22 protein-coding genes are annotated in these 18,799 nt (G+C 60.3%); 11 read left to right on the top strand and 11 right to left on the bottom strand.

The window, feature by feature from the left end; translation table 11 throughout:
- Positions 1 to 77: 77 nt before the first annotated feature.
- Together QEZ52_RS15800 and QEZ52_RS15805 are read right to left on the bottom strand one after the other, a co-directional pair.
- The gene (locus QEZ52_RS15800; protein ID WP_406645410.1) at positions 78 to 335 is read right to left on the bottom strand and encodes a succinate dehydrogenase assembly factor 2; all 258 of its coding nucleotides are present in this window, start codon (positions 333 to 335) and stop codon (positions 78 to 80) included.
- Complete coding sequence (locus tag QEZ52_RS15805) at positions 332 to 727, bottom strand: helix-turn-helix domain-containing protein (protein WP_406645412.1); 396 nt, start codon at positions 725 to 727, stop codon at positions 332 to 334. The genes QEZ52_RS15800 and QEZ52_RS15805 overlap by 4 nt, the downstream gene beginning before the upstream one ends.
- 95 nt (positions 728 to 822) lie before the next feature.
- Between QEZ52_RS15805 and QEZ52_RS15810 the strand changes: the two genes are divergently transcribed.
- Positions 823 to 2,025, top strand: a complete 1,203-nt coding sequence (locus QEZ52_RS15810) for a pyridoxal phosphate-dependent aminotransferase (protein ID WP_406645414.1) — start codon at positions 823 to 825, stop codon at positions 2,023 to 2,025.
- A 12-nt stretch (positions 2,026 to 2,037) separates the two neighbouring features.
- Complete coding sequence (locus tag QEZ52_RS15815; RefSeq protein ID WP_406645416.1) at positions 2,038 to 2,451, top strand: hypothetical protein; 414 nt, start codon at positions 2,038 to 2,040, stop codon at positions 2,449 to 2,451.
- 85 nt (positions 2,452 to 2,536) lie between these two features.
- Here QEZ52_RS15815 and QEZ52_RS15820 read toward each other — a convergent pair whose 3' ends face one another.
- Entirely contained in the window at positions 2,537 to 3,874 is a 1,338-nt protein-coding gene (locus QEZ52_RS15820) for an MATE family efflux transporter (RefSeq protein ID WP_406650521.1), read from the bottom strand.
- 129 nt (positions 3,875 to 4,003) lie between these two features.
- Here QEZ52_RS15820 and QEZ52_RS15825 point away from each other — a divergent pair, with 129 nt between their 5' ends.
- Positions 4,004 to 4,645, top strand: coding sequence for a DUF2461 domain-containing protein (locus QEZ52_RS15825; protein WP_406645417.1), 642 nt, complete (start codon positions 4,004 to 4,006; stop codon positions 4,643 to 4,645).
- Positions 4,646 to 4,657: 12 nt separating this feature from the next.
- Here QEZ52_RS15825 and ppk2 read toward each other — a convergent pair whose 3' ends face one another.
- A complete protein-coding gene (ppk2, locus tag QEZ52_RS15830) occupies positions 4,658 to 5,623 on the bottom strand; it encodes a polyphosphate kinase 2 family protein (RefSeq protein WP_406645419.1) in 966 nt (321 codons plus the stop codon).
- A 191-nt stretch (positions 5,624 to 5,814) separates the two neighbouring features.
- Between ppk2 and QEZ52_RS15835 the strand changes: the two genes are divergently transcribed.
- The gene (locus QEZ52_RS15835) at positions 5,815 to 6,696 is read left to right on the top strand and encodes an alpha/beta fold hydrolase (protein WP_406645420.1); all 882 of its coding nucleotides are present in this window, start codon (positions 5,815 to 5,817) and stop codon (positions 6,694 to 6,696) included.
- 40 nt (positions 6,697 to 6,736) lie between these two features.
- On the opposite strand, the gene QEZ52_RS15840 is transcribed toward QEZ52_RS15835, so the two are convergent.
- From QEZ52_RS15840 to QEZ52_RS15855, 4 genes are all read right to left on the bottom strand, one after another.
- Positions 6,737 to 7,507, bottom strand: a complete 771-nt coding sequence (locus QEZ52_RS15840) for a hypothetical protein (protein ID WP_406645421.1) — start codon at positions 7,505 to 7,507, stop codon at positions 6,737 to 6,739.
- A gap of 55 nt (positions 7,508 to 7,562) precedes the next feature.
- A complete protein-coding gene (locus QEZ52_RS15845; protein WP_406645422.1) occupies positions 7,563 to 8,078 on the bottom strand; it encodes a DUF805 domain-containing protein in 516 nt (171 codons plus the stop codon).
- A 104-nt stretch (positions 8,079 to 8,182) separates the two neighbouring features.
- Complete coding sequence (locus QEZ52_RS15850; protein ID WP_406645423.1) at positions 8,183 to 8,791, bottom strand: carboxymuconolactone decarboxylase family protein; 609 nt, start codon at positions 8,789 to 8,791, stop codon at positions 8,183 to 8,185.
- A 79-nt stretch (positions 8,792 to 8,870) separates the two neighbouring features.
- Positions 8,871 to 10,277, bottom strand: coding sequence for a pyridoxal phosphate-dependent decarboxylase family protein (locus tag QEZ52_RS15855; protein ID WP_406645425.1), 1,407 nt, complete (start codon positions 10,275 to 10,277; stop codon positions 8,871 to 8,873).
- 381 nt (positions 10,278 to 10,658) lie between these two features.
- Between QEZ52_RS15855 and parE the strand changes: the two genes are divergently transcribed.
- The 6 genes from parE to QEZ52_RS15885 all read left to right on the top strand — a co-directional run bounded on the left by parE (position 10,659) and on the right by QEZ52_RS15885 (position 16,704).
- Positions 10,659 to 12,617: a DNA topoisomerase IV subunit B gene (parE, locus tag QEZ52_RS15860; RefSeq protein ID WP_406645426.1), complete on the top strand. Its 1,959-nt coding sequence runs from the start codon at positions 10,659 to 10,661 to the stop codon at positions 12,615 to 12,617.
- Positions 12,614 to 13,180: a hypothetical protein gene (locus tag QEZ52_RS15865; RefSeq protein ID WP_406645427.1), complete on the top strand. Its 567-nt coding sequence runs from the start codon at positions 12,614 to 12,616 to the stop codon at positions 13,178 to 13,180. Before parE ends, QEZ52_RS15865 begins: the two co-directional genes overlap by 4 nt.
- 704 nt (positions 13,181 to 13,884) lie before the next feature.
- Positions 13,885 to 14,631: a hypothetical protein gene (locus QEZ52_RS15870; protein WP_406645428.1), complete on the top strand. Its 747-nt coding sequence runs from the start codon at positions 13,885 to 13,887 to the stop codon at positions 14,629 to 14,631.
- Between the two features lie 227 nt (positions 14,632 to 14,858).
- Positions 14,859 to 15,263, top strand: a complete 405-nt coding sequence (locus QEZ52_RS15875) for a PaaI family thioesterase (RefSeq protein WP_406645429.1) — start codon at positions 14,859 to 14,861, stop codon at positions 15,261 to 15,263.
- Positions 15,264 to 15,281: 18 nt separating this feature from the next.
- Positions 15,282 to 15,944, top strand: coding sequence for a DNA-3-methyladenine glycosylase I (locus tag QEZ52_RS15880; protein ID WP_406645430.1), 663 nt, complete (start codon positions 15,282 to 15,284; stop codon positions 15,942 to 15,944).
- Positions 15,945 to 16,011: 67 nt separating this feature from the next.
- Positions 16,012 to 16,704 (top strand): hypothetical protein, encoded by a 693-nt coding sequence (locus tag QEZ52_RS15885; RefSeq protein ID WP_406645431.1) that lies wholly within the window; start codon positions 16,012 to 16,014, stop codon positions 16,702 to 16,704.
- A gap of 140 nt (positions 16,705 to 16,844) precedes the next feature.
- Here QEZ52_RS15885 and QEZ52_RS15890 read toward each other — a convergent pair whose 3' ends face one another.
- The 3 genes from QEZ52_RS15890 to QEZ52_RS15900 are packed head-to-tail and all read right to left on the bottom strand — an operon-like array spanning position 16,845 to position 18,122.
- Positions 16,845 to 17,252: a cytochrome c gene (locus QEZ52_RS15890; RefSeq protein WP_406645432.1), complete on the bottom strand. Its 408-nt coding sequence runs from the start codon at positions 17,250 to 17,252 to the stop codon at positions 16,845 to 16,847.
- Positions 17,249 to 17,668, bottom strand: a complete 420-nt coding sequence (locus tag QEZ52_RS15895) for a c-type cytochrome (RefSeq protein WP_406645433.1) — start codon at positions 17,666 to 17,668, stop codon at positions 17,249 to 17,251. Before QEZ52_RS15895 ends, QEZ52_RS15890 begins: the two co-directional genes overlap by 4 nt.
- Positions 17,669 to 17,696: 28 nt before the next feature.
- Positions 17,697 to 18,122: a c-type cytochrome gene (locus tag QEZ52_RS15900; protein WP_406645434.1), complete on the bottom strand. Its 426-nt coding sequence runs from the start codon at positions 18,120 to 18,122 to the stop codon at positions 17,697 to 17,699.
- Positions 18,123 to 18,262: 140 nt separating this feature from the next.
- Here QEZ52_RS15900 and QEZ52_RS15905 point away from each other — a divergent pair, with 140 nt between their 5' ends.
- Positions 18,263 to 18,697 carry a DMT family transporter gene (locus QEZ52_RS15905; RefSeq protein ID WP_406645435.1) on the top strand — a complete coding sequence of 145 codons (435 nt, stop codon included), beginning with the start codon at positions 18,263 to 18,265 and terminating at the stop codon, positions 18,695 to 18,697.
- The last annotated feature ends 102 nt before the right edge of the window (positions 18,698 to 18,799 follow it).

Below are 18,799 nucleotides of genomic sequence, written 5' to 3' on the forward strand. Positions count from 1 at the left end.
GTTGTTTCTCTCCGACTCGAATTTCCGAGACCGAGAGTGCAGAAAAAACCCGAATAATCAGTTAAGCGAATTTTTCTCTATTTTTGAAAGGTTTGCGATATATCGCGGATCATGTTCGCGTATGGTTCTGGTGCGGCGACCTGCCCGGTCACCCATTGGTACAGATCCTGGTCGTTTTCGTGCAGCAGCGCGTCATACAAATCCAGCTCCGCCGCAGACATCTGCGGCAGTGTCCGGTCCGCATACGCAGTGAGGATCAAGTCCATTTCCTTGATCCCCCGCCGCATCGAGCGCATTTTCAGGCGCTTGATGCGATGTTCAGGTGTTTCGCTCATTGGGCGCCGCTCTCGATCAGCTTGCGCAGTTTCTTCTCCAGCAATGCCGCACGTTCAGCCTGCTGGCGCATGGTTTCACGCATGCTGCGCAATTCCTTCAGGACTTCGGAAAAATCCTGCGGCGCATCGGCTTCGGCCGGGACCAGCATGTCGTCGCCTTCGCCGGTCAACAGCCACCGCATCGAAACATTCAACAGCCCCGACAGCATCGACAGCTTGTTGGCACGCGGTTCGGAGAGATCCTGTTCCCACCCAATAACCGTGGCCTTTTTGACGCCCAAACGCCGCGCCATCTGGGCCTGGGTCATATCCGCAGCTTCGCGCGCCGCAGCGACCCGGTCTCCGAATGTCGCCATATCGGGGCCATACCAGTCAATCACATCTTCGCTCATGTCTTCGGATCTCCTTGAGGGGGGCAATCGCGCTTGATCGCGCTTGGGCCGCACCCTATGACAGTCGGGCCGAACTTACAAACCCGAGGCCCGAAATGCCATTCCTGTCCGACACCCTGTCCCGCGTCAAACCGTCTCCCACCATTGCGATGACGACCAAAGCCCAGGAATTGCGCGCCTTGGGCCGTGATGTGATCGGGCTCAGCGCGGGAGAGCCGGATTTCGACACGCCCCAAAACATCAAGGACGCCGCCGTCGCCGCCATCGCAGCGGGCAAGACCAAATACACGGCCCCCGACGGCATGCCCGAGCTGAAACAGGCGGTCTGTGCCAAGATGAAGCGGGATCACGGGCTGACCTATGAACCGGCCCAGGTGTCCATCGGCACCGGCGGAAAACAGACGCTGTACAATGCCCTGATGGCCTCGGTGAACCCCGGAGACGAGGTTCTGATCCCTGCCCCCTATTGGGTCAGCTACCCGGACATGGTGCTGCTGGCCGGTGGCACACCAGTGGTGGTCGAAACCCAGATCGAACAGAGCTTCAAGCTGACAGCCGAGCAGCTCGAGGCGGCGATCACCCCAAAAACCAAATGGTTCATTTTCAATTCTCCCAGCAACCCCACCGGCGCGGGCTATTCCTGGGATGAGTTGAAGGCCCTGACCGATGTGTTGATGCGTCACCCCCATGTCTGGGTGATGAGCGATGACATGTATGAACACCTGGCCTATGACGGGTTCGAATTCTGCACCCCGGCCCAGGTCGAACCCGGCCTCTATGACCGCACATTGACCTGCAATGGCGTGTCCAAAGCCTATGCCATGACCGGCTGGCGCATCGGCTATGCCGCAGGTCCGGTCGCATTGATCGCTGCCATGCGCAAGGTCCAGTCGCAATCGACCTCGAACCCCTGTTCGATCAGCCAATGGGCCGCGGTCGAGGCCCTGAACGGCACCCAGGACTTTCTGGCCCCCAATGCCGAGATCTTCAAACGCCGACGTGATCTGGTGGTCTCCATGTTGAACCAGATCGACGGTTTGACCTGCCCGACCCCGGAAGGCGCGTTTTATGTCTATCCGTCGATCGCCGGGCTGATCGGCAAGACCACCCCAACCGGAACGGTGATCGACAGCGACGAAACCTTTGCGCTGGCGTTGCTCCAAGAGGCTGATGTCGCGGTCGTCTTTGGCGCGGCCTTCGGGCTTTCCCCGAACTTCCGGGTCAGCTACGCTACGTCTGACGAGGCTCTGCAAAAGGCCTGTACGCGCATCCAAAATTTCTGCGCGTCGCTGACTTGAGAAGGGAACGACATGGGCGCCGAGCTGCCGGACTATTACTTTCGGGTACGTGAAAACGGCGCCTTTGTGTTCCGCGTCGATACCGAAAACCGGCAGCGGCGGATTGAAATGGATCAGATCGCCGTTGTGAATATCCGCAATGGCGACATCAAACCCCATGGTGATCGCAAGCTGTCAGACCAGGATCTTCACGAGATCAAAACCTGGATGACGGATCGCATGGCGCTGTTGGCTGACCGCGACATCGACGACATTCACCGTGCCGTCGATTATTTGAACCTGACCACCCACTGGGCCCAGACCAAGGCCCAGGACGCGCAGCTGGAACAGGTGACCGACGATCTGTTGCTGGCAATGCATGACCTGCGCACCGTGCTGGTGCGCAAAAAGGCCGACCGGCTGATCAAGGCCTCCAAGGCGAAATAACCCGGACGCACCACCATTCACCACCCTGCCAGCGCGCCTGTGGCAGCGCGACCGCTGCCTTCTGGCGATGGTGCACCGCAGCCGTTCAAATGCGCCTGACTGCGCCGCGCCAGAACCGCCACATCAGCAAAACCGCGGCACAGCCCAGCCCCGTCACCAGACCGACCCAGACGCCAACGCCGCCATAGCCCAACACGAACCCAAAGACATAAGAACATGGAATCCCCAGCCCCCAATAGCTGAGCGCTGCGATCAGCATGGGCGCGGCCGTGTCCTGAACGCCCCGCAACACGCCCAGCGCGATGGCCTGCAATCCGTCGACCATCTGGAACATGGCTGCCATCACCAGCAACCCGACGCCAATGGCCAGGATCTGCGGCTTTTGCGGGTCGTCTTCGGCCAGGAACAGCGACATCAGCTGCTCGGGGATCAGCAGAAAGGCCGCGATGGCCACCAGCGACATGGCCAGCGACATGACTGTTGCCACCTTGGCACCACGGGCCAGATGCTCCGGGTCCTTGCGCCCCAAAGCATTGCCTGCCCGGATCGTTGACGCATTCGACAGCCCCAGATGCACCATGAATGTCAGTCCGGCCAATGACACTGCGATCCCATGCGCCGCCAGCGGCGCGGTGCCCAGCCATCCCATCATCATGGCCGAAGCCGCAAACAGGCTGGTTTCGCTCAGATTGGTCAACCCGATCGGCAACCCCAGCCGCAGCACTCTGGAAAACACCTCGGGGTCGGGCCGCCAGAAATTTTTCAGCAGCTCATGTTCCGGCAGCACCCACAACGCATAGGCCAGCACTGCGATCAGTGACACCAGCTGCGTGACCACCGACGCGATGGCCGCCCCGGCCAACCCCATTTCCGGCGCACCCCAGTTGCCAAAGATCAGCATATAGTTGACCACCGCATTCACCGCTGCGGCCAACAGGGTAATCCACAGCACGATCTGGGTGCGTTCCAATGCGGCCAGATAAGACTTCAACGCCATCACCAGCAACGCCGGAAACAGCCCCCAGCCCGCAATGCGCAGGTATTGCGCGGCCAGTACCGCGGTTTGCTCTTTCTGCCCCAGAGCCAGCAGGACAGGTTCCGACCACCACAACAGCGGCATCGCCAGCACGGAATATATCAGCGACAGCCACAGCCCCATGCGCGTGGTCCGGCGGATCTGTTGGTCCTCGCCCGCACCGGCAGCGGCCGCCACCAGCGGCATCACCGCAAAGGCAAACCCCGATCCCAGCAGAAACAGGGAAAAGAAATAGCTGCCCGCCAACGTGATGGCGGCCAGCGCTTCGGCCCCGTACCACCCCAACATGATGGTATCGGTCAGCCCGATGGCAAATTGGGCCACATGGCCACCCACCAACGGCAACCCCAGAATGGTAATTGCCCGGGCGTGACCGGAAAAAGTCATCGGTGAAATTGGCTGCGACAAATTGTTCATATCCCAGCCATAGGAGCCCCTGCGCGCCGGGGCAAGAGGCGACATCACCTGGGCGTCGGCCAGTTTCATGTTAGGCTGACTTCAACAAGGGAGATTTCCATGACCGACAGCTTTGCCGCGCTGATCCCCGATGCCCGTTGTTTCCTGAACGACTTGAGCCAGACCAACACCCGCGCATGGTTCACGACGCACAAGGCCCGGTATGACGGCACCCTGAAACGCCCCGCGATCCTGTTGCTGGATCACCTGTCTGCCCAATTGGCGCGCAAGACCGCTCTGCCAATTCGGACCAAATTGTTCCGCCCCCATCGCGACGTGCGATTTTCCAAGGACAAGACCCCCTATACCACCCATCTGCACATGCTATGGCAGGTCGGATCGGCCGGATTGTTTTTTGGAATTGCGCCAGAATATGTCCGGCTGGGCGGCGGGGTCATGGCAATGGACAAGGACCAGCTGACACGCTGGCGCGACGCGATGGCCAATGACCGCAAGGGGGCGGGCTTCCGACAGCTGTGTGCCCCGCTCGCAGATCAGGGCTTTTCCGTCGACCACCCCGAACTCAAACGCGTCCCCGCGCCTTTCCCAAAAGATCACCCGCGCGAAAATCTGCTCAGGCGCAAATCCATGACCTTCTGGCGCGACATGCCCGCTCAGGAGTGGCCCCTGCCCAGCGCTGCGCTGGACAGGGGCTTTGATCAGCTGTTGCCAATGGTGGAGCGGCTCAACCTGCTCCTCTGAGCAGGCGTGCCCTCAGGCTTTGCGCGTGCTGGGGTGCAGCGCGGTGCCCAGAATATGGTCGGCCCGATGGATGACGTGATGGGCCTGCCCCACGATCAACGGATCAGGCGCACAGGCAATTTTGTGATCCTTGTCGGGATATTCCAACGCTGACAGGAAATGACGCATACAGTTCAGACGGGCGCGCTTCTTGTCGTTGGATTTGATCACCGTCCAGGGCGCATCAGCGGTATCCGTATAAAAGAACATCGCTTCCTTGGCTTCGGTGTAATCATCCCATTTGTCGAGACTGGCCTTGTCGATTGGCGACAGCTTCCATTGTTTCAACGGGTCGGTTTCGCGGCTTTTGAAACGGCGCAGCTGTTCCTCGCGTGTCACCGAGAACCAGTATTTGAAAAGCTGCACTCCAGAGCGCACCAGCATCCGCTCCAGATCCGGGGTCTGACGCATGAATTCCAGATATTCACCCGGTTCGCAGAACCCCATGACCCGTTCGACGCCTGCTCGGTTGTACCAGGACCGGTCATACAGCACGATTTCGCCACTGGTGGGCAGATGGTCAATATAACGCTGGAAATACCACTGGCCGCGCTCTTCGTCGGTCGGTTTGTTCAGTGCGACGACACGGGCATGACGCGGGTTCAGGTGCTCGGTAAACCGTTTGATGGTCCCCCCCTTGCCGGCTGCATCCCGCCCTTCGAACAGCATCACGAATTTCTGTCCGGTTTCCAATGCCCAATGCTGAACCTTTAGCAGTTCGGCCTGCAGTTCCGCCTTCTCGGCCTCATAGACGCGACGGGCCATTTTGCGGCTATAGGGGTATTCCCCGGTCTCGAACGCCTGGCGAATTTGATCTGCGCGCCCTGTCACCGCAGGGGCGTCCGGCTGCGTTTCGCTCACCCCGTCACCCGGTTGTTCCAAGGTCTCTGTTGCCCCATTTTCCAGAGCTTGGGCAAGGTTGGCAGTCGCATTCGTCATATTAATCTCCTGAATATCACTGTTTGGCACCCGTCTAGCAGGCGGCCCGAAATGGCGCGCTGATCTGTGTCAAACAAATTGCCAAAACCGGCATATGTTTTACCTTGTGGGTGGTCTGTGCCCGCCGTGGTGACGTCACGAAACCGACACCGCAGATTGATCCCGACAGTCACACCGCGCATCGTGGGGCCATGACATCAACATCCCAATTCCGCGACCTGAACGGCCAGAGGTTTCACTGCTATCACTGGGGCGATCCGGCCAACCCGCCGCTGTTGATGCTGCACGGGTTTCCCGAATACGGCGGTGCATGGTCCGACCTGGCTCCTCTGCTGGCCGGACATTTTTACTGCATCGCACCGGATCAGCGCGGATTTGGGCGCAGCTGGTCCCCCGCTGGCATCCCCCGATATGCCGCCTCGGAACTGGTTGGGGATATGACCGCGCTGATCCGGCAACTGGACAGGCCGGTGACCGTCTTTGGCCACGATTGGGGGGCGGCAATTGCCTATGGGCTGGCGATGTTCCATCCGGACCTGACAGAGCGGTTGATCATTGCCAACGGGGTGCATCCGGTTCCGTTCCAGCGGGCGCTGGCAGCAGGTGGGGCCCAATCGGCGGCGTCGCAATATATCCACTTCCTGCGCCAACCCGGATCCGAAGACATTCTGGCCGCCGACGGGTTTGCCAAGCTTCTGGACCTGTTTTCGGCCAATATGGATTTGTCCTGGCTCACCGGCGCGCGGCTCGCCAATTACCGACAGGCCTGGGGCGACGCCACTCAGTTGAATCGCATGATCAACTGGTATCGGGCCTCGCCACTGCGGGTCGCAAAACCCGGAGAACCGCTGACCGACCTGCCGGACTTTCCGGTGGATCGCCTGCAAGTGCGCTGTCCACATCTGTTGCTATGGGGCGACGCAGACACCGCGCTGCGCCCTGAAACCACTCAGGGGCTGGAGGCGTTTGCCGCCGACCTGACACGGGTCACCATTCCCGGTGCAGATCACTGGTTGCTGCATCAGAAGCCGGAACAGGTGGCCCAGGCGGTGCTGACGTGGGTGAACACCTGACCCACACCAGCGCCCCCGCACTCCGACGCTGCCCCGTGTGTCAATTGCATTGATCATACCGATAGTCGCCAAATTCGAGCCAATGGTCACCGCCATCCTGAAAGATCAGAAACTCGGACCTGTCCTGCCCCAGCAACGCAACCACAAACCCCTGTGGCGGTTGGGCATTTCCAAAATAGCTATAGGCCGTCATGGCTTTGGTTGTTTCCCCGTTGACGGTGACCCGAGCATCCCAATCGTCCGCCGGGTTCGCGAGGATCAGATATTCGATCTGACGCTTTACGCCGCCACCACCGCAATACACCACACCTTCGGGGGCTTCGTAGGCAACAGTCTCCTGCGGGCTGTCATCACAGGCCGAGCGCAGCGATTTGATCGCAGCCCCAGATCCGTTCAGGTCGAACAGACCATAAGACATCTCTGTTTCCTGCCCGGATAGATTGACGGACATATGCGCCGCCATCTGATCCATCACGAACGCATGGTCTGCCTTGTCCCACAGAACGATATCCACCACATTGCCGTCACCCACCCGCAGATCGGCATTGTCCTGCCCAACCTGAAAGGCCGCGATTTCAACGGCACCAGCCGTCAGGAACCTCAGGGACAGCCCCTGTTTGGCGGCGATGTCCTGAGTGGTCTTGTCGCCCGCAGGCGCAAAGCGGATGCGGTCACAGCCCAACTCCAGGGTCGACTGGCCGGCCTGAACAAACGCCATGGGACTGGGTCCGGCGCTGAACCTCCAATCCGCAAATACAGGAGATGAGAATGCCACGGTCAGCGCAACGGTGGTCAGAATACAGGTTTTCATGAGAATGCTCCGAACGAGATCAAATGGTCATTGGCGCGGGCCCCAGCCCCTTGGGTCAGACAACAGCGGGCCCATAGTCGTTGGCTCCCTCCTGTGATGGACGGGTCAGCCACCAGATCATCAGGATCGAAAGACCGAGTTGCAGTGCGAAGACAAGCCCCACGCCGATCACCACCAACATGCCTGCTGGCCCCGTCAAGGCGTCAGGCGTGTCGGCATATGGCCCAAACCCCGAAAGAACGACCAGGCCGCTGAACAGAAGGATCACCATCATGATACCCAACCCTGTCGGCAACAACAGATACCAACCGGGCCGCCCCGTGTCCTGCAGGCGACGCCATCCCGCGGCAAGCATCGGGAAAGCAACACCAAGCTGAAAAACCGGAGCCATGACCCGTCTCCCCTCCTTGGTTTCGGGATCCACGCCAAACAGCGCAGCGTCAAGCCCGGCCAAAACCGTGCTGATTACCAGCACGAACAGGACAAACCACCAATATTCAGACCGCACCGCCCGCCCTGAAAAGACGAAATACTTGCGAAAACAGATCCTGGTTGCATCAAAAACAGTCATTCCGAAATCCCCTCTGACAAAGCGGGGTATGACCCGCCCACTCCCAAATCGCGCCACCCACAGAATTGGTGCCACCGGACATCACCGGCCCCCTGCATCAGATCCTAACTGTGGCCCCAATCGTCAGGATCCTCGGATTTGTTTGGAGACAGCCCCAACACATCACCGGCCGTCGAACACCCCAACCCCAGAACCGTCCGGTTGGCATAACAGAAATAGGCGGTTACCTGGTTGATCTCCAGAATCTCGCCATCCCCCCACCCGGCATCACGCAGGGCAATCACATCGGCCTGCTCCATATCTTCCGGCGTGCGCGCCAATTTGGCGGCATAGACCATCGCCGCCTGTTCGCGTGCATCCAGCGGGGCCTGGGACGGGGTGTTGTGGCGGATTGCCGCCAGAATGGCCTGCCCGCGCGCCTCATCCCCCAGCAGCCTTTGCAGGCCTGCAAAATGATGACGCACGCAATAGTCACAGCCGTTGCGTTCCGACACCCAGACACCCAAGGTCTCCAGAAACCATTTCGGGATCGTATTGCCGGTGTGGTGCAGCACGTTCTTGTACAACACCATATGGCCTTCCATCGAATGCGGTCGCAGGGAATGCGCCATCATGATGTTGTCGACATTGTTGTCAGGGCCGGTGACCCGGGCATACAGCTTCTTCAGCTTGCCCGTGGCCTGTTCAAAGGGGATGGTTCTGATCCAGCTCATGCGTGGCTCCCTGATGGTTTGGGGGCCAGCCTAATCGACGTGCCCCGTCTGGCAACAGGAATGCCACGTCATTTGGCGCTCAGCGCGCGGCCAGATCCGCCACGGCCGCCAAAGCAGCTTCCACATCCGCAGCCCGGGTGCGGTGATTGGTGATCGCCGCCCTCAGCATGACCACGCCGTCCACCCGCGTCGTGGAAAAGACCGCTTCGCCGGTTTCCTGCAGGGTCTGGGCGATATCCGCGTTCAAGGCCGATTGCGCCGCCGCCTCCAGATCCGCACGCGCGGTGAACACACAGACATTGGACACAACCTGTGCCCCCATCGCCATCTGCGGAGCCGCCGTGACCCGGTCGGCCATATAGGCCGCCATCCGGCAATTGTCGGTAATGGCCGCCGCAAAGGCCGCCTCGCCATGCATTTCCAGCGCGGTCCAGACCTTGATCGCCCGATTGCCCCGCGACAGGTCGATGCCATAATCGCAATACCACGGGTCCCCCCCGGCCAATCCCCGATCCGCCCCCTCCAGATAGGCCGGCCGCGCCGCAAAGGCGGCCCGCTGGTCAGCGACGTTGCGGATCAGCGCAATGGCACAGTCATACCCGACATACATCCACTTGTGAAAATCCAACGCAATACTGTCGGCCCGTCCTAACCCATCCGTCAGGCTGTACCAGGGGTCCTCGGCAATCCGGGTCCAAGCCCCAAAGGCACCATCCACATGCAGCCAAAGGTTCTGTTCAGATGCCAGATCGGCCAACATGTTCAGATCGTCAAACAGCCCCAAATCCACCGACCCGGCCGTGCCCACCATCAGGAAGGGAACCGCACCGGCGGCGCGATCCTCGGCCACCATCCGGGCCAGCGCCCCGCCGTCCATCTGGCCGTCCATCAAAGGCACCAACCGCAGGTTGTCCGCGCCAATTCCCAGCAATTCCATTGCCTTGCGGGTTGCGTTATGCACCCCCTGCCCGGCATAGGCCGTCAGGCGCGTGCCCTGCTGCCCGGTCTTGCGCACCTCGGCCATGGCCCGCACCCGCGCCGCCTGAAATGCAATCACCGTGGCTTGCGAAGTCCCGGCCGTCAGGACACCGCCCGCCTGCTCGGGCATTCCCATCTTCGTCCGGGTCCAGTCGACAACCGCGCGCTCCATATAGACCGCCCCATGATCGCGCCCCCCGACATTGGCGTTGATCGCAGCCCCCGCCATGCCCGCAATCAGATCCGATGCCAATCCGCTGCCCTGGACCCAGCCCCAGAACCGTGGATGGATATTGCCGCCATGATAGGGCAGCACATCGCGGGTGATCCGATCCACGACATCGCCGCCTTCGCCCCGAATGGCATATCCCTGCTGCACGGACTCGGGCACTGGTTTCCACGGACGATCCCGCACCTGCTCCAACTGATCCAAAGACGCCTCCAGCATCCGATGCGCCTGCCTGCGAAACGCCTGCCAGTCTTTGGGGTCCATACCGTCCTGATCCACGCGCCTGTCCTCTGCCTGTGCCTATGGTCCCGCTGATCTAACGTGACAGCCGCGGGGATGCACCCCGGTTCGCAGCACCTCGCAGATTTTGCAGGCCTGTTTTCAAAAATTGAAATATCGCGACCATGGCCCCGCTCCCCCGCGCGCTCCCCTGGCGCGCACCCCCGCGCGCTCCCCTGGCAGGACGCGCAAACCGCTCCTGCATTCATCTTGCCAAAAAACTCCGGAGCGCGAGGCAGAGCCTCGCAAATGCCGACGCCGCCCGGGGCGCAGCCGCTCTGGGTCCGCAGGTTATCCACAACACCTCGCGTCCCCCTTCCCCCCACCCACGACACCTGCCATAATGCAGCTCAAACAAGATCCAACAATGAGCAGCCCGCAATGCCCGAAGATCTCCTGTCCGGAGCCTCCCCCGACACCTATGACGCCTCCTCGATCGAAGTCCTGGAAGGCCTTGAACCGGTGCGCCAGCGCCCGGGCATGTATATCGGCGGTACCGATGAACGGGCCTTGCATCACTTGGTTGCAGAGATCCTCGACAATTCGATGGACGAAGCGGTCGCGGGCCACGCCAACCGGATCGAAGTCGAGCTGCACGCAGATTACGCGGTCACCGTGCGGGACAACGGACGTGGCATCCCGATCGACCCGCACCCAAAGTTCCCCGGCAAATCCGCGCTCGAAGTGATCCTGTGTACCCTGCACGCGGGCGGCAAATTCTCGGGCAAGGCCTATCAGACCTCGGGCGGTCTGCATGGGGTCGGCTCGTCGGTGGTGAATGCGCTCTCTGATTCCCTTGTTGTCCAGGTGGCCAAGAACAAAGAACTGTTTGAACAGCGTTTTTCCCGCGGTGTCCCGCTGGGTGGCGTCGAAAAAATCGGTGCGGCTCCCAATCGGCGCGGCACCACCGTGACCTTCCATGCCGACGAACAGATCTTTGGCTCGCACCGGTTCAAACCCAAACGCCTGATGTCCCTGGTCCGGTCCAAGGCCTATCTCTATTCCGGCGTTGAAATCCGGTGGAAATCCCACATCGACGACGGCGAAACCCCGACCGAGGCGACGTTCCATTTCCCCGGCGGGCTCAAGGATTACCTCAGCGAAGTGCTGGGCAAGGCATCGACCTATGCCGTCGTCCCCTTCTCGGGCAAGGTCGAATTTCGCGAAAAATTCGGCGAAGCGGGCTATGTGGAATGGGCGATCAACTGGACGCCCGCGCGCGACGGGTTCATCCAATCCTATTGCAACACCGTCCCCACCCCCGAAGGCGGCACCCATGTCGCCGGCTTCTGGAACGCGATTCTCAAAGGGATCAAAGCCTACGGCGAATTGGTCAACAACAAGAAGGCCGCCCAGATCACCCGCGACGACATGTTGACGGGGGGCTGTGCGCTGGTCAGCTGTTTCATTGCCAACCCGGCATTTGTGGGCCAGACCAAGGACCGCCTTTCGACCGAGGCCGCCAACAAGATGGTGGAAAATTCGGTGCGCGACCATTTCGACAACTGGCTGGCGTCTGATACCAAATCCGCCGGGGCGATCCTCGACTTTCTGGTGTTGCGTGCCGAAGAACGTCTGCGCCGCCGACAGGAAAAAGAGACCCAGCGCAAATCCGCCACCAAACGTCTGCGCCTGCCCGGCAAGCTGACCGATTGCACCTCCAAGGATCGCGCCGGCACCGAATTGTTCATCGTCGAGGGCGACAGCGCGGGCGGGTCGGGCAAGGGCGCGCGCAACCGGGTCAATCAGGCGCTGCTGCCGCTCAAGGGCAAGATCCTGAACGTGTTGGGCGCGGCCAGTTCGAAACTGACCACCAACGCCGAAATCAACGACCTGTGCGAGGCCTTGGGCGTTGGTCTGGGCACCAAATTCAAGCTCGACGATCTGCGCTATGACAAGATCATCATCATGACCGATGCGGATGTGGACGGCGCGCATATCGCGTCGTTGCTGATGACGTTCTTCTTTACCCAGATGCGCCCGCTGATCGACGGCGGCCACCTGTATCTGGCCTGCCCGCCCCTGTTCCGCCTGACCCAGGGCGCGAAACGGGTGTATTGCCTGGACGAAGCCGAACGCGATGAATGGATGGAAAAGGGTCTGGGCGGCAAGGGCAAGATTGACGTTTCGCGCTTCAAGGGTCTGGGTGAAATGGACGCCAAGGACCTAAAAGAGACCACCATGGACCCCAAAACCCGGAAATTGATCCGGGTCACGATCGACGAGGACGAACCGGGCGAAACCGGCGATCTGGTCGAACGTCTGATGGGGAAAAAGCCCGAACTGCGGTTCCAATACATTCAGGAGAACGCGCGGTTTGTGGAGGAGTTGGATGTTTGAGTCACACCACTATTACCGCAACTCAAAACCTGATTGAGTTCAATAAGTTGGTTAATTCTCTACTAGGGGAACCTTGGCTTGCCATTGCCGAGTTGGCACTTGCCATTGCAATAGTAATTTTTGCCTATCGTCAATTTCGCATATCCAAAGCAGCAGTTGCGGTTTCGCTGTATGATAAACGGTTTAAAGTTTATGAGGCGTACATTCGCTTTTTGGATGAAGTAATTTGGCATAATTCTGTTTCTGATGAGTACTTCAGAGAACTTCAGTATCAGAAACATCACGCCAGGATTCTCTTCGGAAAAGAGATTGAAGAATTATTATCGGACGCAAGAGAAATCGGACGTAACTACAACACCGAATACAGTAGCCTGGCCAATGGCGGAGCTGAACTACAGAGGATGAAAAGTCGACGCGCAGATGAAAGTGAGATAGACAATTTCAACGCAGAATTGACTAAATATCGCAACCAAAAGCAAAACATCGAGGATCAGGCAAAGGAGCTGCAAAGTAGAGCTGTGGAAAAATTTGCTACATTCTTAGATTTATCCAACCTTTCCTGAATTAATTTCGACAACCTTTCTGAGAAGGAAAGAGGCCCGCGCCTGACCTTGGGGAGGCGCGAATGCGCCTTCCCGGGGGGAAGGTCAGGCGCGGGACGTGCCGCTGCGCGCCACGCCCCAGGTGGATTACTGCTAACGCCGCTATTTAATTTGCACTGTCGTGTGCGAAGGGCTCCGCCCGTCCACACTTCAAACCGTCCCCCGGACGGTTTGCCGCTTCGCGGACCAGTGTGAACTCCCGGGGGGAAGGTCAGGCGCGGGCCGGGCCACTGCGTGTCGCGCCCCAAGTGGTGCGGGTGATAACCATTCGCCCTCATCCACTCGGACGGCGCCCAATCTGCCCTCTCCGCAAGGCCCTCGGATCAACGCAGGCAACGCACGCTTCGTTAGCGCTTTGCTGACCTCTGGCGCGCAGGATCATCGGCGTTGCAACACCGGTCGGGACTGGCACCCCGGCCATTCATGGATACCGGGGTCTGCCTGATCGGCGGGACCTCCCGGATTTCGAAATCACGGGATGGGCTGACACCCCATCATTCATCCAGACCGGCGGCGCCGCCTTTTTTGCCTCTCCCCGCTCCCGAACATCTCCCCCCCGGCAGCCCATGGCTGAGACCGGGGCGCACCGTATGACCAAAAACCGCATACCCAAATTATTGTGAGCCCGGTTGCACATGCGCGCGCAATGCCGGAACATCCGGCACATGACATTCATTGCCAATAACCAACTGCCGCTGCTGTTGATGTTTTTCATCACCGGGCTGATCGGCACCGCATTTCTGTTTCGCAAACCCGCGGGGCATAAATCGTGGAAGCTCGCCGATCTGGTCTGGGTCGTGCTGGGCGGCTTTGGCGCGTTGGTGGCGGTGCTGGCGGGGCTCTACAAGGCCGACAGCTCGCGGCTAGACCGCCAGATCGACGTGGCCTATGCCGCCACGGCCGCCTTTGACCGCGACGCCGCCCGGTTTCGGTTGCGGTTTTGTGATCCCGCCTATGACGCCGATATCGCGGTGCTGTGTGACAAGGTCGAATTCCTGTCGGCCTCGACCGCCAAGAATTCCGAACTGCCGCTGTTCATCGCCGTGACCGACGAGGTCGCCCCATTGCAGGGGCTGACAATTCTGTTGAGCGGGTCAGATGAGGGCATGGACGATATGGAGGACATGGTTGCCGCGTTTGACCCCAATCAATTCCTGGTTTTCACCACGCTGGATGAACCAACCCAGGCAGCCGTCGATAATCTGCGTCGCAAGGTGCCAGCCATTGCCGGCGATTATATCATTCTGGCGCGCTCCTATGACGAACTGGTGATGCAGGTGGCCAAGCTCAAGGACGAATGGGAATACCTGCAGGACAACGCCCATATCCTGCTGTTGCAGATCATTGCCCTGTGTCTGGTCAGCTTTGCCGCGCCGTTTCGATTGGGAAAATCCATTGTCGAATTGCGCTGATCCCGCCAGTCGCCCCCAGACATTGCCAGCCGGCACAGCCACGCCCCCCCGTCCCAAAGGTGATTTTGCACGCTCTGAGCGCGATGGGGATAAATCCTTGAACATGGGTGGGGTTTTCTGCGACGTTGCAGGCAATCGCCAGACGCATACGGGACCACAGCAGCAAATCGCGGCACCAACGGCCAGCGGCGATAGGTGCGACAAGGCCGACAAGGGATGGGACACAGATGACACCACAGGATCTGCAAATCTTTCTGCAAGAAAATTTTGCCGCGTGGGTACAGGCGCTGGATCTCACCGTGACGCAGGCCACCCCCGAGGGTGTCACCCTGTCGATGCCGATTACCGACAGTCTTGCCCGGGTGGGGGGCATTGTCTCGGGACAGGCGCTGGCCGCGCTGGCGGACACATCCATGGTGCTGGCCGCCATCGCCCATACCGGCGAAGCACGCCCCATCGCCACCACCGATCTGCACACGCAATTCCTGCGCCCCGGTGTCGGATCTGCAATCGCGTGCCACGCCAAAGTGGTGCGGGCCGGGCGGGCCCTGATTTTCACCCGCGCCAGCATGAACAGCGCCGACAGTGGCAAACCGGTGGCCACCGCCACCGCCACGTTCTACGTTCCCTGAACGCGAGAGGCAGGATTGATGCGTGATTTTGACCAGATCTTTGCCATTTCGGCAGACCGCCACGGCGGGCCAGAGAGTCTGGAAGCCAAGCTGACACGCCCCCGCCCTGTCCAAGAGCTGGCCCAGTTGCCCGAGGCGCATTGGCTGGCGACACTGACCAAATGCGTGTTTCAGGCCGGGTTCAACTGGAAGGTCATCGAACACAAATGGGCCGGGTTCGAAGCCGCGTTTGACGGCTTTGACGTCGGGCGGTGCGCCTTTATGGATGACGAGAAATTCGACGCCCTGATCACGGACACGCGCATTGTGCGCAATGGCCCAAAGATTGCCACCGTGCGCGACAACGCCGCCTTGCTGCTCGAGTTGCGCGCCGAGGGCGGGGTCAGCGAGACCCTGGGTGGCTGGCCATCCGAGGATTACATTGGTCTGTTGGACATGCTCAAGACACGCGGGTCACGCCTGGGCGGCATGACCGGGCAATACGCCATGCGATTTGCCGGCCGCGATGCGTTTATCCTGTCACGGGACGTCACCGCCCGATTGATTGCCGAAGGCGTTGTGGACAAGCAACCGACGTCGAAAACGGCGATGAAGGCCGTGCAGAGCGCATTCAACACCTGGTGCGACCAGAGCGGGCGATCGCTGAGCGAAGTCAGTCGTGTACTGGCAATGAGCGTATGACAAACATATCCGTGTCTTTCATGTTCGACCTGGTCGCAGCCTGGCCAAAGGGTGTAGGGAGGCGCGCATGTTGATCCACCGGTCGCTGATCCTGTCGCTGGTCGTGTTTCTGGTCGTGTCTTGCGGTCGCCCGCTGACCGACAGCGAACGCGATTTTGTGACCAAGCTGCATGGCAGCGCGCTGGACATGGACCGGGTGCGTCTGGTCAAAGGCGCGCCTGTGGGCAGCGTCACCTTTCGGCGCAAACCCCGCCCACGGGTCACCTGTCGCGAGCGCATTCTTCCACCCAGCAAGGACGAGGTGGTCACCACCTCTCCCGCTGCCGTGGCGTTGTTCAACCGGATCCTGTTTGCCAAACACTGGTATACCGAAAACTATCTGCCTGCCTATCCGGACCGATTGTACCTGGTCGAAGCCATGTTGCTGGCCCATGAGATGACCCATGTCTGGCAATGGCAAAACAGAAAACAGACCGGATATCACCCGCTGCGCGCCGCCGCCGAGCACAGCGCCAGCGACGATCCCTATCTGTTCGAATTCTCCGGTGCCCCGGATTTCCTGAGCTATGGCTACGAACAGCAAGGGGCCATTGTCGAAGAATACGTCTGTTGTCGCGCCTTGGCCCCCACGGCCCCACGCACCCAGCGCCTGCACGACATGCTGCAAGGGGCCTTTCCGGTCTCAGATCTGCCCCAAAGCCGGGAAAACGATGTCTATCTTCCGTGGAAAGACGCCGAGGTCGACGGCATCTGCGACTGATCCCTGTTGCCTGTTGTCTGCCTGTTGCCCGGTGTCAGCCCCTGCACCTGCCAACACGCGCTCCCGCCCGCCTGAGGGGCATCTTGCGATGCCACACAGGCCGTTGGGCCAAGCGCCGAACAGGCGATGCCTGTCCGGCGTTACCCGTCGGCGACCTGTGCGCTTTCGAGATAGGTCAGCAATGCAACCAACGAGCGCGGCGTCGGCGTCATGACCCCGTCCACATCCAGCGGAATGGGTGGCCCGGACAGCAGCGCTCCGAATTCCGGCATGATTTGGGAGGTGTCATGTCCGCGCCCATAGCCATCAATGCGCGACAGGATCTCGGCCCTGGGGAAATCTCCGCCCCGCCGGGCTGCGATCCGGGTCAGATCCGGGGCGTTTTGTCCCCCAACCAGCTCGCCGCCCTGACCGCGCACACCGTGACAGGCCGCGCAGTTTTCCAGATACAGCGTTTCCCCTTCGGCTGCGGGTGGCATTTCAGCATCGCTACAGGCCCAGAGCCCCAGCGCCGCAGCACAGCACATCCATGGTGTCATCCGGTTCATGGTGCCTGTACCCCCTGCAGAAAAGCCATCAAATCGGCGATCGGACGGCTGGTCAGGATCGGCTGCCCCGCCGCAGTCTTGAGCGCCACATCGTCCCCCTCGAAAAAGGGGCCATAGACCGGCATCGGGCTGCCGTGGCTGACCAGCGGATCGCGCCCGTCAATGCGCATGACAACCCGCGCAGTGGGGAAAACCCCACCGTTGTTCGCACGCAGCGCCGTCAGATCCGTCGGTTTGATCACCATAACCCCCGCCATGGGACCGTGGCCCGTCGCTTCGATGCCGTGGCAGGTCGCGCAATGGGTCCGAAAGACCCCGGCCCCGGTATCGGCGTCCCCGACCGGTTCAGCGGCACCGGCCATCCCAGGCAAGGTTCCGGCCAGCACACAGGCAGTAATCTGCGCCATAAATCTCATATTCAACTCCTCCCGTCGAATTCACCCGTCACAGGTCCTGAAGCGTTTCAAGATAGCCCGCCAATGTCACCAAAGCGGTTGGCGTAGCGATCACCTGACCGTCGGCGGTTGTCCAGGGTTCTTTGGGGCCGTCCAACAGCCCGTCAAATTCTGGCATCAACCCCTGGACGTCCTTGCCGCGATAGCCATGCATGGTGGCGATCACACGCTCGGCCGGAAAAACTCCGTCATTTGCCGCGCTCAGCCCGCGCAGGTTGGCAGGAGGAACCGGCAATTGATCTGCCAATGGTCCGTCCCCGGCACCGCTGCGCCCATGACAGGAGACACAGTTCTGTTTGAACAGATCGGCCCCCGACCGCTCTGTCACCGGCGTACAGGCAATCAGGACCATCAAACACAGGCCCGGGACCGCCATCGCAATCCGAACAGTCACAGCATGCATGGAAAATGTCACATGGGATCCTTGTCGTTTCTAACGTGGTTTCTCAGGTCATTTCCTGGCATTTTCAGACTTGCCCCTGCCTGCCCGGACGGCAATGATCCAGATCAACCGACTATCCACATTCCCCAAGAGCACTGCAACAGGATCCTGACATGACACATTACGCCGCCCTCATGCTGGCCGCTGGAATTGGTATCCCGGTTCTGGCCGCACTGAATGCTGGGCTGGGTCGGTTCATCGGCTCGCCCACCACAGCCGGGGTGGTTCTGTTTGCCGTTGCTTTTGGGGCCTCGGCGTTGTTGCTGCTGTTCACCGGCCCGCACGCCCTGAGCAAGGTCGTGGAAGCCCCCAAGCATTTGCTGCTTGCAGGTCTTCTGGTGGCGTTCTACGTGCTTTCGATCACCCATGTGGCACCGCATTTCGGCGTCGGAAACGCCGTGTTCTTTGTGCTGCTGGGCCAGTTGATCAGCGCCGCGATAATCGACCACTTTGGGCTGTTTGGTGCCCAGGCCAATCCATTGACGCTGGCCCGATCCGCAGGAATTGGGTTGATGGCCGTCGGAGTCGGAGTGACCCAGCTGTCGTAATCAGGGTATGTTTTCGGCGCTGTTCGCAGCCAAAATCAGACCTTTGGCCCAGGGTCCGCTCCATGCACATCGCCAGGTGATACGCATTTTTTTGCAATTTGG

This window comes from Aliisedimentitalea scapharcae (genome assembly GCF_045277565.1).
Lineage (GTDB): Bacteria > Pseudomonadota > Alphaproteobacteria > Rhodobacterales > Rhodobacteraceae > Aliisedimentitalea > Aliisedimentitalea scapharcae.